This window comes from Candidatus Kapaibacterium sp. (genome assembly GCA_023957315.1).
Lineage (GTDB): Bacteria > Bacteroidota > Ignavibacteria > Kapaibacteriales > UBA2268 > PGYU01.
On sequence record JAMLHE010000003.1, the window covers coordinates 159,478 to 172,910 of the forward strand.

Here is a 13,433-nt window from a genome sequence, read left to right on the forward strand (position 1 = left end):
CTCTCTCAATCTATGCTCTGGGAATCATCCATTTAAATAATGAATGAAGTTTAGTCGTGATGGTGCAGAGATAAAAGGAATAAAATCACAAGATAAACGTTTTCATTTAATTGTATTGAAAAAGAATGAGTTGAATGAAAGTAGCGTTACATACATTAGGTTGCAAAGTCAATTATGCCGAAACAGCGGCTATCAAAGATAAGTTTGAGCAGTTGGGCTATTCGTTAACCGAATTTGGCACCACTGCCGACATAATCTTGATAAACACCTGTTCGGTGACTAATAATGCCGATGTCGAAGCGCGAAAGCTCATTCGCCGCGCCAAACGACAATCGCCGAATGCTTTTTTGGGTGTGATGGGCTGTTATGCTCAGCTAAAGCCCGAAGAAGTATCGCAAATCGAAGGTGTGGACGCAGTCTTCGGTCAACGGGAGAAATTCCGTGTGCCCTCGCTCGTGCATCAGCTAATCGGCAAAGAACAAACTCAGGTAAACGTTTCGTGTATCGAGGATTTGCCCTTCGACGTCGCACTCACAACCGATAATGAGCTACGAACTCGTGCTTTTTTGAAGCTTCAGGATGGTTGCGATTATTTTTGCACTTTCTGCACGATTCCCTATGCGCGCGGTAGTTCGAGAAGTATTCCATTTGCTTTGATACCTGAGCAAATTAATAAAATTGTGGCTTCCGGCTATAAGGAAGTGGTGATTTCGGGGATTAATCTTGGGGATTACAGCACTCCGGACGGCAAAACTTTTGCAGACGTAGTGGAATTGATGGATTCGATGAAGCCGGATTTGAGAATTAGGATTTCGTCAATTGAGCCGAATTTGCTCAATGACAGAATTTTGCGCGCTGTAGCGGCTTCCGACGTATTTTGTCCGCATTTTCATATTCCATTGCAAAGCGGTTCGCAGGAGATTCTGAAGAATATGAAGCGCCGCTACAAAGCATCCTTTTACAAAGATTTGATTTACAAAATTAAAGAAAACATCCCCCATTGCGGACTTGGAATTGATGTCATAGTCGGCTTTCCGGGTGAAACAGATGAACATTTCCGCGAAACTTATGATTTGTTGGATGAGCTTCCTGCGAGCTATTTTCACGTTTTCACCTATTCCGAACGAGATAATACACCTGCAGCAAGTTTCGAGGGTGTCGTTCCTATTCATATCCGAAAAGAACGCACCAATCTACTTCGCGAGCTATCACAAGCCAAGCAGCGCTCATTTTATGCAAGCAGAGTCGGGAAAATTGCGACAGTAATCCCCGAATCCTACGATAAAAGCACGAGAACATGGAAAAGTTGGTCGGAAAACTACGTCCGAGTCAAATTTGAAGGTGACGAAAACTTAGCAAAAAGTTTTGTCAAAGTTATGGTCGAATCAGTCCACGGAGATTACGCTTTCGGGAGTGTAATCAACGATTAGACAGCATGAATCACGTGCTTGACGACTCCCTGAATCTCAAATTCCCAAAATGGTTTAATTTCAATCGGTAAAAATTTATCGTTCGCCGAAAAAAGGTAAATTACACCGCCGATGTCGCGGTACGTTTTGACAGCCATTTCACCGTTCAATGAGGCGATGACCACCTTCCCGTCCACGGGCCTGTCCTTTTTATTTACAACGAGAATATCGCCATCGTAAATTCCTTCGTTTATCATACTTTCGCCCGAAACCTTGACTAAATAAGTCTCTCCGGGGAAAGGTGCCAAATAGCTGTTCAAATCCAGCTTGTTTTTCAGTTCGGCAGATTGAGAAGTGCCTGCTTTGCCATGTGCATCAAAAACAGGCGCTTCAAAACTGTACTGCGTTTTCAATTCTACTATTTTGTTTACTTTCATTCGTACAAACCATAAATACTTCGGTAATCGAAGCATCAAAATTGAAAAATATTTTGCTTATAAAGAGTGTATGATTTTTGTCACGACGCCAATGATTTTGAACTCCAGATAGGGTTCCATCATTACAGGTAAAAACTGATGATTTTGCGATTCAAGAAAGATTTCGCCATCAATTTCGCGAAAAATCTTTACTGTCAACGAGCTATTGATAGTGACAAGCACAATCTTCTGCTCCGCAGGCTCGATAGAAGTATCCACAACTAAAATATCCCCATCGCGGATGCCTTGCGTTACCATGTTCAATCCGCGAACTTTCGCAAAAAATGTAGATGCAGGATGGTCAACGAGGTATTCGTTGAGGTCAATTTCGACACAACTGTCGCTTTCAATCGGATTCGGCAACCCAGCCGCAACCGATGTTTCAAAGAATGGCAACATGATTCTTTGCTTTTCTTTCAATTTGAAACCAAAAATTTCAATCACTTCCATATTCTCCTCTTTATGCTATTCAAAAAAAGAATGTTCAAAATATTAAATTCCCCCAAGACTAATATAATCTTTCTTGCCGAAATTACAAACAAATTTCTTAATTTCGCATAAGAAAATATGGAAAATGTAATAATATATACAGATGGGTCGAGTTTAGGCAATCCGGGTCCGGGTGGATATGCTGCTATTTTGATTCACAAGAACCGCCGCAAGGAAGTCAGCGGAGGATTTCGCCTTACGACCAACAACCGGATGGAGCTGAAGGCTACGATTGAAGCTCTGAAAGCGGTGAAGAACGACCCGAAATATATCATAACGATTCATACGGATTCCAAACTGATTTGCGATGCTTTCAATAAGAGATGGCTTCAGGCGTGGATTAAAAAGGGTTGGCGGAAAAGCGACAACAAGGAAGTGCTCAATCAGGACTTGTGGAAAGAACTGCTCGAAGCAGTTAAAGGGCGAAACGTGAAGTTTGAATGGGTCAAAGGTCACGCAGGACAAGCCGAGAACGAAAGATGCGACGAACTTTGCAAAGCGGAGGCTTCGATGCCAAATTTGCCACCGGATTACGCTTATGAGGGAATCAAACCACCTAAAGTTACAACGAAAGCTAAATCGAAAAATGAAGATGAAATCAAAGTTATATCTTTAGATGACAATTTCGTCATTAAGAAGAGTGGCATTGAGATAGTTTTGGACAGAAAAGAAGTTAAAAAATTGAATGAACAATTAAAATTGATTATAAATGAATGAGATAAATACACGACGGGGTTTTATAAAATCAATATTGGGTGCGTCTGCACTCATGTTGGTGGGCAATCGTTTTCCCCTTTTTGCAAATCAAGATTACTCGGTAATCGGCGTCGAAAAACTCTGGAATTTAGCCGGTGAATTTGAAAATCAAACAAATATTCCGATTAATGAATTGATGTTCAAAATTGCAAACCACTTCATCGGTACTCCTTACGTGGGGAATACGCTCGAAGGCGGTGATGGAGAATTATGCAGGATTAATTTTGAGGGGCTTGATTGTGTCACATTTTACGAACTTGTGCTTTGTCTGGCGCGTTCATTCAAAAAAGGGAATTATGACATCCAAAGTTTAGTGAACGAAATGACTTTTGTCAGGTATCGCGGTGGTATTCTTGACGGCTATGAATCACGTTTGCATTATACTTCGGATTGGATTCATGATAATGTCAAGAAAAATGTTGTCACAGATATTACCAAGTCATTGGGCGGTATTAAGTTTGAACCAAAAGTCGGCTTTATGTCAGCAAATCCCGATAAATATGCAGCTTTGAAAAATAATCCTAAATTAGTTAAAATAATTAAGAAATTCGAGGATGAAATTAATTCTCGCAAACATTATTTTATTCCGAAAGATAATGTTAATTTGATTGAAAATGAATTACAAAATTCAGATATTATTTGCATTGTAACTTCGATAAAAGGCTTGGATTATTCGCATACAGGGATTATCAGCAAAGCCGAAAATGGCGATGCGCATTTATTCCATGCGTCCACAAATCAAAAGAAAGTAATTATTGATGCTCCAATTTCCGAATATCTCAAAAAGAGTAAAAGTGCTACAGGAATTACAATTGTTCGACCATTAGAAATTAATTAATAAATTGCCGATGCAAAATATTTTTACTCAAATTCGCAGTTTTAGCAAAGAATTTTGGTTGCTTAATTTAATTCAAATGATTGAGCGACTTGCATATTCGGCATTAGTTTTGCAAATGGCAGTTTATATTTCCCAAAAAGATATTGTCGGCGGATTGCATTGGGAACACACAACGAAGGGTATGATTTTTTTCGTGTGGGCATTAGTGCAGAATTTAATACCGGTTCTGACGGGTGGTTTGGCAGATAAGTTTGGCAGAAAAAATATGATATTTATATCAATATTTTTTGCAATAATAGGCTTTTATTTATTTGCATTTCAACGCGAATTTACCGGAGTTATGACTGCAGCAGTTTTTGTAGGAATCGGGTTGGGTAGCTTCAAACCTGCTTTGCAAGGATTAATTTCCAATTCGATGCGCGATAAATTCACATCAATCGGCTGGGGATTAAATATTATGCTGATTAATGTTGCATTCTTTTTTGCTCCTGCCCTATCGAAATATTTAGAAGAAATATCGTGGCAAATTTTCTTTATCGTGACAGGCTCAATTTTAATAATTATTATTCCATTATTATTTTTTATTAAAGATGATAAAGACAAAATTCAAAACGAGCCTTCAATCACAATTAAGGAAATTTTAATCGGTGTTTTACGCCCTCAAATTTTGAGTTTTGTGATAATTATGGGTGGTTTTGCGATTATTTATATGCAGTTTTACGAAACATTGCCCAATTTTATCTATGATTGGGTGGACACTTCGCAAGTGGCAATAGCATTAAATTTGCCGGATTATATGCTCATGACGACATCACTCGGGACTATGATTGATTTCAAATGGCTTTATACGCTCAATTCGAGTTTTATCGTACTTGGAGTTGTGACGGTTTCATGGCTGATGTCCGGTGTGAAACTTAGATATGCGATTATGTTTGGAATAACGACCGCTAGTCTTGGGCTATTTGTGTCGGGAGCGACTCAAGTTGGTTCGATGGCAGTGCTTGGGATGCTGATTTATACTTTGGGCGAAATGATTACAAATCCGCGATACCTTGAATATATGGCATCGCTCGGCACCAAATCACGTCGCTCGGTATATTTGGGCTATCTCAACATCTCTTTTGCGATTGGTCTTGCGGGTGGCTCCTTGCTTGGAGGCTATCTATATAATGAGTATAGCGAGAAAAGCTCGCTTGCAATGCGGTATTTGGAGTCTCAACAAGTGGATATGACCGAAATCACACATTCCAATGCTATGGATAAGGTGGTTATGTTGACCAAAACTTCGATTCAAGAGTCAACTTCAATGCTTTGGGACTTATATTCGCCCAACAAAATTTGGTACATTTTCTTAGGTATCGGAATCTTTTCCACATTGCTAATTTATTTGCATTCAAGAATTTACCAAAATCAACCGTTAAGATAAGCTGATTCAGGTCATAAATTTCCTCATTTTCTTTTTCAAATCATTTGTTTAATAACTCCAATGTAGTTAATTTAATATTTTTGTAATGAACAATATTGATAAATTAATTTTTTGTTAGAAATGAAGGAGTTTTATGGAACATGTTAACACCGGTAAAAGCGAACTACCTGAAAACGCTTACCGTGAGCTAAATCCCGGCGAAGAGTACAAACCTGTAATGCCTGCGGGACAAGTTTTCCCCGAAGTCACTGCGTATTCTGTCGGTATGGGTTTGTTGATGGCTGTAATCTTTTCTGCTGCTGCTGCATTCTCGGGCTTGAAAATCGGACAAGTTTTCGAAGCCGCAATTCCAATCTCAATTATTGCCGTCGGGGCATCATCTTTTTTCAAGAAGAAGGGAGCTCTTGGGCAAAACGTTATCATTCAATCAATCGGTGCAAGCTCCGGTGTGATTGTGGCGGGTGCTATCTTCACGATTCCCGCTTTGTATATTTTGCAATATAAATATCCCGAAATTGAAGTAAATTTCTTCCAAATATTTTTCTCGTCGCTATTTGGCGGCTTCCTCGGAATACTATTTCTGATTCCGTTCCGAAAATACTTTGTCAAAGACATGCACGGCAAATTTCCATTCCCTGAAGCAAAAGCTACAACCGAAATCCTAATGACGGGCGAATCCGGTGGCAAACAAGCCGGTATCTTGATTGTCAGCGGGCTTATCGGTGGACTTTTTGATTTCATGTTCCATTCAGTCAAGCTATGGTCAGAAGTTGTGACATCGAAAATTTTACCGATTGGCGCCTCTTTGGCAGACAACGCAAAAATAGTAATGAAACTCAACGTGTCGGCGCTTATATTCAGTTTTGGGTATCTTGTTGGGCTCAAATTTGCGACAATTATCGTCGTTGGTTCTTTACTTTCATGGTTGGTTTTGATTCCTCTAATGAATGCAATGGGCAATATTATTGCAGGTCCCGAAGGTGTCGGCTTTTTCTCGGCAATGTCCGCTGAAGATATTTTCAGATTATATGTCCGCCCGATTGGTATCGGTGCAATTGCAATGGCAGGCGTTATCGGTATAATTAAATCGTCGGGCGTAATCGGCAGTGCTTTCAAATTAGCCGTTGTTGGGCTATTTGGTGGCAAAGACGGCAAAGAAGAAGCTGTTCTCAGGACTCAAAAAGATATTAAAATGACATTTGTAATATTTTTAGCATTGTTTACAATTATTGCAATTTTCATTTTCTTAATGTTGGGCACATCTGTCACTATGACCCAAGCATTGATTGCTTTGGCTACATTAGTGATTATCGCCTTCTTATTCACAACCGTTGCAGCTAATGCAATCGCGATTGTTGGTACGAATCCAGTTTCGGGTATGACGCTGATGACATTAATTGTCTCTTCGATAGTGTTGGCTCAAGCTGGTTTGCAAGGACCTCAAGGCATGGTTAGTGCACTGATTATCGGCGGTATCGTTTGTACAGCACTTTCAATGGCGGGTGGTTTTATCACAGACTTGAAAATAGGCTATTGGTTGGGTTCCACTCCGGCTAAGCAGGAATCATGGAAATTCTTGGGAACTCTTGTTTCAGCGGCGACTGTAGGCGTGGTAATTTACATTTTGAGCCAAGCATATGGCTTTGTAAAGACTGACGTTTTCACAGACCCATTAGTCGCACCGCAAGCAAATGCTATGGCGGCAGTGATTGAGCCATTGATGTTGCAAGGCGCCGAAATTCATTGGATGCTATTTGTCGTAGGTGCTATTATAGCAGTTCTTGTGAATTGGCTCAAAATCTCGCCTCTCGCCTTTGCATTGGGTATGTTTATTCCATTAGATTTGAACACACCGCTAATAGTCGGCGGTTTGTTGGCTCACTACATCGGTAAGAGTAGCAAGGACGAAAAACTCGCTACCGCACGTAGCCAACGCGGCACATTGATTGCATCGGGCTTTATAGCAGGTGCAGCACTATTTGGCGTTTTAGGAGCATTGATACTATTCATGAACAACATTGGCTGGATTAATCTCAGCCTGAACTCCAAACTATGGTCTGAAGGAGCGATTGGTTCCGAAGTTCTCGGTTTGGTGATGTTCATTTTGTTAGTCGTCTATTTCGTTTGGGAGACGATGCGCGCAAAGCCGGATAACGATTAATTTCCGGCATAGCTTCCGCTAATGATAAAAAGCTGTCTCAAATGAGGCAGCTTTTTTTTGTGGTGTGTACATATTTAGTTATTTTGTAAAATCCTATTCATCCCTTCCCTACTCAGTTTTTACAAACAAGTATGAGACCATATTAGTAGTATTTGTGAGGACTAAGTTGTATGTGCCTCTGGGAAGAGTTGAAATATCAATCCGATAGTCCTGGAGACGCTTGGTCACGAGAGTTCTACCAGGTAAATCGTGTATGGAATACTGTGAGTAACGTTTTGTGAGTGATTCGGGCAATTCGATATAAGAATATGCCGGGTTAGGATAAATGTATGGTTTGTCTTTGGGGGAATCTTCGACTGTGGTTAGGGTATTGACAATTTTTAGAACAAACATATTTTCATATTCTTCAGAAGTTCGATAAAATATGTTAGCATCATTTGTCATAAATAAATCAAAGGAATTTGTCACTCCAACAATCGTAACAACAGAATCTTGTACATCTATATGACCGGATGCATCTAAATAACTTCCACCATAAACAGTAGAATACAATATTTTTGTCAAATCTGAACTAATTTTTGTTATTCCTATGTCTGGAAAATAATTTTCTCCTGTTTGCACGGCTTTATAGCTTTTTTCATTTACAAGAGGATATTTTGAAGAGTATAAATATGGAACTTCAGAAACTAAATAAATATTATCTTGCTTGTCTAATGTTGCGGCTGAACCACCATTGGGAGGTAAATAATGAGGACCAATAATATTAAAAAAATCATTTATTGCATCTCCGGGCATAATTCCTGAACGTAAATAATTCAAATCTTTATCAATCATCATAAAGCCGGCACGTGAGAAATCCCATGTTTCATTTTCTTGGTTAATACAATCTTCATGTATTTTGAAATAATCTCTATATCCGGAATGAACATTTCCTATTAATATTAAATCGTCATTAGAATTTATTAAACAATGAGCTGTTAAAGAAAATATTATCGCAGTTGATTTGATAAAATTAAAATCTTTATCAAATTTATGAACTGATGTTATAATATTCGAAGAATTTATCCCAACTTTCTTAGAATATATTTCACCTATTATATTATCATAATTATCAATAAAATGGTCATTAACTCTTCCAATAATATAAATATTATCTTTGGAATCAATTAGTAAGCCCGGATCAATAACATCATAAGCAATTAATTTATTTGAATAGGGAATAAGTGTAGAGTATAAAATTGAATCCATCTTTTCGTTTATAACAGCGAAATGAGGGTACTTACAATCTTTACTATATGCTGAATCGCAACCACTATAAAAAGCATTTTCTGTTAACACATCGTCACCATTTTGATAACCATAAGTTAAAACGATACGATTCTTTGAATCTATCACCATTTTTATAGGAAAACGATTTAGTGCTATGCCATTATCAATTGTCCTATTTTTATAATTAATTTTTAAAATACATAATTCAGTATCGAAAACTTTGTTTACAGAATGAAAACTTTGAGCTTCACGACTTAATCCGGTAAAGTAAAATAAATAATCATCTTTAAAAACTAATGAGCTAAGATAATTATTCCCTGTAAATATTAACCTCTTTATCTTATTTAAATCTTGATTGTAAACTAAAATATTTCCATAATTATTAATTTCATAATTAATCATATTATGATATAGTGTATCAGTATAATCATAAAGATTTTGCTTCTGATAAAGATAATCATTAGGAACCAACCAATATTCGCCTTCATGATTCACAAAATCATAATTAGAATAATTAGCATCTAATTTAATTGGATTATAAACATACGATGCATAAACAAGAGGGTCAATAGTGATTTTATCTTCTTTATTATATTGAGCTAAATCAAATTGAATTTCTCCTGTTTTATTCATTTTTATAGACGTAGGGATTTCTTCACCATTTGAATTAATAAATGTTTTGATTTTTCCATTTCGGATTTCACCAAGTTTTGTTTTGATAATTAATTCATTGTCAATTATTTCACTACTCTGGGCGCCCTGCACTAACATTTTTATTTCATTCGAGTTAGCTGATGCTCCAAGTTCGAAATCGTAACGAATATTATTGCTCTCGTAATAAAATTTCATAGAAATATCGGGATAAATATCAGAAATCACTATTTCTTCGTAGCAAGGCACATCCCAATACCAATCACTATTCGGACCATAATTCCAAAATTCTGCTGTAATACTTGATAATTTACCTGATATTATATTCTCCATGATATTATCTTCAATATTTGAACTAACAAAATTGAGTCGTATATTATCACTACTAAATAATACTTCATTTATTTTATTTCCAAATTCATCTTGATTTTCTTCGGCTTTGTTAACTTGTTGATGATTAATGTATATACCGCTTCTGGCGATAACTATCTTGTAACCTTCACCACTTCCCGAATACATTATGTCACAATCCCATTGCCCAACATTTTTGATGAAGAGTTGCTGAGCTGAAAGTGATGCAGGAATGAGAATCAACATCACGATGAAAATTTTCAAAAGTGCTTTGCTAAACATGAGTCCTCCGGAGTGATTTACTTTTAGGTTTAAAATTTTATGTCTGCTGTCTGCTGTCTGCTGTCTGCTGTCTGCTGTCTGCTGTCTGCTGTCTGCTGTCTGCTGTCTGCTGTTTCAATAGGCAAAGTTTGGCATGGAGTGCCATAGTTAAATCCAAATTCAGTCAAAGTTTTCATCTTTATTACCGATGCAAGTTAAACATAGCTTAAAATACTAAAAATTTTCCAAACAAGCAAATTCTTTTACCCCAAAAATAACTAAACCCAAAATAAACTTTTGTTAAACTTTTTTTCATTTTCGATTGTCTAATATTAGTTGTGAGACTTAAACTTAAATAAATTGAAAATGAAATTTACCATAAAAATTGTATTAGTGTTTCTATTTTGTCAATTGTCACTCTTCTCGCAAGAAGGGAGTTTGACGGGCAAAGTGGTCGATTCCGAATCATCAAAAGCTATTCGAGATGCGACAGTAAGCATTATAACTATACCCGATTCGAGCAGAAGCACTCAATCAACTAGTCAAAGTGGCGATTTCAGCTTCGACGAAGTCAAGCGTGGCAAGTATCTCATCCGAATTACTCATGTCGCATATATGCCGATAGAGAGGATTTTCGATTTCGACGGCAAATCACTCGATATGGGCAATCTTTTCTTGCTCCCCGCAAGCTCGATGACTGATGAAGTTACAGTTACGGGACAATCCGTTACTGCGGAATTGATGGGCGATACTACCCAATTCAACGCTTCTGCATTCAAAACAACTCAAGATGCAAGTGCGGAAGATTTGGTGAGGAAAATGCCGGGAGTAATCGTTGAGGACGGTCAGACCAAAACTCAAGGCGAAACTATTAAAGAGGTGTTGGTTGACGGGCGTCCTTTTATGGGAGACGACCCAACTGCCGCACTGAAAAATTTACCCGCTGAAATGATTGATAAAATCCAAGTTTTCGACCGACGTAGCGACCAAGCCGCCTTCACTGGAAACGATGATGGCGAAACTTCTAAGACTTTGAATATAATCACAAGAGCAGACATGCGAAATGCTTCCTTCGGCAAGGTATATGCGGGCTATGGGACTGACGACCGCTATAATGCAGGTGGTATAGTGAATTTTTTTAGTGGTGATTCGCGTTTTGCGATTTTATTCCAAACAAATAATTTGAATAACCAAAATTTTGCTTCTGAAGATTTATTAGGCGTGATGGGAGCATCTTCAGGTAGAGGTTTGCCTCCGGGTGCCAGACCCGGTGGTCGTCGTCCCGGGGGTGGTGGCTCCTTAAGACGTGGTGGAGCTGACATCAACGATTTCATGGTCTCTCAACAATCCGGTATTGTCACTACAAATGCTTTTGGTATCAATTATTCGGATAATTGGACTGAAAACTTTGAAGTGACTGGCTCCTACTTTTTGAATCATACCGAAAATGACCGTCGTGAAGATATTTTACGCGAATACATTTTGAATACCCCTGAATCGCAAAGGTCTGAAGAAATTTCCGAGAGTTTATCCTATAACTGGAATCATCGTTTCAATATGCGAATAAAGTACAATATTGATTCGTCAAATTATATGATAATCAGACCCCGCATGTCCTTCCAATCTAACGATGGAGTGTCTCTGACAAATACAGGACTGCAGATTGACAATCAATTAGCAAATAATACTCAAACTGATTTTGATTCGCAACTGAAGGGAATGAATTTATCCAATGACCTGTTTTACGGACATAGATTTGCTAAAAAAGGACGCGTATTTTCAGTTCAACTTTCAACTTCCTACAATGAGAACAGCGGAGACAATAGACAAAAGTCAATTTTTGAAGAATATTACGATTCCGACTTTTTTTCAGATTCACTTAGCCAATTCGGCGAACTTGATAAAAACGGTTATGAAATAGAAACCGAACTCGAATATACAGAACCTTTGTTTGAATTTTTATCGATACAATTTGAATATGAAAACACTATGCGACGAGATAAATCCGACAAATTGACATATATTGAAAGTAATGACCCCGAAACTCTGTTAATGCCTGTCGTAAGCCCAACATTGTCAAGTATGTACGAATCGGATTTGATGACTCACGTTGCAGGTGTTTCGCTTAGATACAACAATGCCGGACTGATGGCATCACTGCGAATGAATAATGAATGGAATACTTTGGAGAATGCCTCGCAATATCCGAATAGTTTTGACGAAAAGCGACAGTACAACAATATCCTACCGCGATTTTTCATGCGATACGAATTCGACAAGGAATCAAATCTGAGGATGTTTTATCGTAACCGAGTAAGTTTGCCTTCGATAGACCAATTGCAAGTAGTCTTGAATAATAGTAATCCTATGAATTTATCAACCGGTAATACAAATTTAAACGAAAGCAGCCGACACGATTTGATGATTCGATATTCTAAAGTAAATCAACAAAATTCAGACATGTTTTTTGCGATGATGGCATTTGGCAAATCCGACAGCTACATTTCTAAAAATACCTTCATTGCGGCTCGCGATACGATGCTTTACGAAGGTATAAACTTGCCTGCAGGCGGTCAATTTACTTTCCCTATAAATATTGACGGCTTCAATTCAATGCGTTCATTTTTGAGTTACGGGAAATATGTGGGCTTGCTAAAATCCAATGTGAATTTGACGGGTTCGTTCGATTTCAGCCAGATTCCAAGCATAATAAATGAACAACGCAACGTTGCCGAATCCAAGAATATTTCACTAAACGCAGTCGTTAGCTCAAACATAAGCACAGAACTCGATTTCACGGTTTCGACAACTTCAATGTTAAATTATGTGACAAATTCGCTCGTTAAAGATTTGAACTCGGATTACTTTATACAAAAATCTTCACTAAGATTGAATTGGATATTTTTGGGGGGATTTGTAGTCGAATCAAATTTCGAGCATCAGTATTACAAAGGGCTTTCTGAAGCTATCAATCCAAATGTTTACCTATGGAATCTGAGTTTTGGTAGAAAATTCCTCAAGGACAATAGAGCCGAGTTGCGTATAACCGCTTTTGACGTGCTTAAGCAAAATAATGCCATTACGCGGAACATTTCCGATTCTTACATTGATGACGTCCGCTCGAACGTGTTGCAGCAATACTTCTTGCTGAATTTCACTTATAATCTGAGAATTTATAATTTATAGGAAATCGCAGCAAGTCCTCTTGTTATTCCACCTATTTCAAATTAACAATCTGAATTTGAGATTCCAATTGAGATTCAAGATTTGATATGTCATATTACATCAATTCAATCCAAAACGAAACTTTATATTTGCAATAAACGTATATGCAATGTAAAGTTTT

General features: G+C 37.8%; 9 protein-coding genes and 1 pseudogene. 6 read left to right on the forward strand and 4 right to left on the reverse strand.

What is annotated here, in order from left to right; genetic code table 11:
- Nucleotides 1–134 precede the first annotated feature (134 nt).
- A complete protein-coding gene (gene mtaB / locus M9949_04165; protein ID MCO5250599.1) occupies nt 135–1,430 on the forward strand; it encodes a tRNA (N(6)-L-threonylcarbamoyladenosine(37)-C(2))-methylthiotransferase MtaB in 1,296 nt (431 codons plus the stop codon).
- Here the strand turns inward: mtaB and M9949_04170 are convergent.
- Together M9949_04170 and M9949_04175 are read right to left on the reverse strand one after the other, a co-directional pair.
- Entirely contained in the window at nt 1,427–1,846 is a 420-nt protein-coding gene (locus M9949_04170; GenBank protein MCO5250600.1) for a hypothetical protein, read from the reverse strand. The genes mtaB and M9949_04170 overlap by 4 nt on opposite strands.
- A gap of 57 nt (nt 1,847–1,903) precedes the next feature.
- Nucleotides 1,904–2,335, reverse strand: coding sequence for a LexA family transcriptional regulator (locus M9949_04175; GenBank protein ID MCO5250601.1), 432 nt, complete (start codon nt 2,333–2,335; stop codon nt 1,904–1,906).
- Nucleotides 2,336–2,452: 117 nt separating this feature from the next.
- On the opposite strand from M9949_04175, the pseudogene rnhA reads away from it, so the two are divergent.
- The 4 genes and pseudogenes from rnhA (at nt 2,453) to M9949_04195 (ending at nt 7,555) form a co-directional block, all read left to right on the forward strand.
- A pseudogene (gene rnhA, locus M9949_04180) lies at nt 2,453–2,905 on the forward strand (ribonuclease HI).
- A 178-nt stretch (nt 2,906–3,083) separates the two neighbouring features.
- Nucleotides 3,084–3,968: a DUF1460 domain-containing protein gene (locus tag M9949_04185; protein ID MCO5250602.1), complete on the forward strand. Its 885-nt coding sequence runs from the start codon at nt 3,084–3,086 to the stop codon at nt 3,966–3,968.
- 58 nt (nt 3,969–4,026) lie between these two features.
- The gene (locus tag M9949_04190; protein ID MCO5250603.1) at nt 4,027–5,394 is read left to right on the forward strand and encodes an MFS transporter; all 1,368 of its coding nucleotides are present in this window, start codon (nt 4,027–4,029) and stop codon (nt 5,392–5,394) included.
- A gap of 133 nt (nt 5,395–5,527) precedes the next feature.
- Nucleotides 5,528–7,555 (forward strand): oligopeptide transporter, OPT family, encoded by a 2,028-nt coding sequence (locus M9949_04195; GenBank protein MCO5250604.1) that lies wholly within the window; start codon nt 5,528–5,530, stop codon nt 7,553–7,555.
- 108 nt (nt 7,556–7,663) lie between these two features.
- On the opposite strand, the gene M9949_04200 is transcribed toward M9949_04195, so the two are convergent.
- Together M9949_04200 and M9949_04205 are read right to left on the reverse strand one after the other, a co-directional pair.
- Nucleotides 7,664–10,108 carry a T9SS type A sorting domain-containing protein gene (locus tag M9949_04200; GenBank protein MCO5250605.1) on the reverse strand — a complete coding sequence of 815 codons (2,445 nt, stop codon included), beginning with the start codon at nt 10,106–10,108 and terminating at the stop codon, nt 7,664–7,666.
- A gap of 29 nt (nt 10,109–10,137) precedes the next feature.
- Nucleotides 10,138–10,284 (reverse strand): hypothetical protein, encoded by a 147-nt coding sequence (locus M9949_04205; protein MCO5250606.1) that lies wholly within the window; start codon nt 10,282–10,284, stop codon nt 10,138–10,140.
- A gap of 169 nt (nt 10,285–10,453) precedes the next feature.
- Between M9949_04205 and M9949_04210 the strand changes: the two genes are divergently transcribed.
- Nucleotides 10,454–13,273: a TonB dependent receptor gene (locus M9949_04210; protein MCO5250607.1), complete on the forward strand. Its 2,820-nt coding sequence runs from the start codon at nt 10,454–10,456 to the stop codon at nt 13,271–13,273.
- Nucleotides 13,274–13,433 lie beyond the last annotated feature (160 nt).

Excerpts from the sequence above, each read along its gene's own strand:
- M9949_04195 (MCO5250604.1), top strand. The coding sequence starts at position 5,528 with ATGGAACATGTTAACACCGGTAAAAGCGAACTACCTGAAAACGCTTAC.
- M9949_04205 (MCO5250606.1), bottom strand. The coding sequence starts at position 10,284 with ATGAAAACTTTGACTGAATTTGGATTTAACTATGGCACTCCATGCCAA.
- mtaB (MCO5250599.1), top strand. The coding sequence starts at position 135 with ATGAAAGTAGCGTTACATACATTAGGTTGCAAAGTCAATTATGCCGAA.
- M9949_04175 (MCO5250601.1), bottom strand. The coding sequence starts at position 2,335 with ATGGAAGTGATTGAAATTTTTGGTTTCAAATTGAAAGAAAAGCAAAGA.
- M9949_04200 (MCO5250605.1), bottom strand. The coding sequence starts at position 10,108 with ATGTTTAGCAAAGCACTTTTGAAAATTTTCATCGTGATGTTGATTCTC.
- M9949_04185 (MCO5250602.1), top strand. The coding sequence starts at position 3,084 with ATGAATGAGATAAATACACGACGGGGTTTTATAAAATCAATATTGGGT.
- M9949_04210 (MCO5250607.1), top strand. The coding sequence starts at position 10,454 with ATGAAATTTACCATAAAAATTGTATTAGTGTTTCTATTTTGTCAATTG.
- M9949_04170 (MCO5250600.1), bottom strand. The coding sequence starts at position 1,846 with ATGAAAGTAAACAAAATAGTAGAATTGAAAACGCAGTACAGTTTTGAA.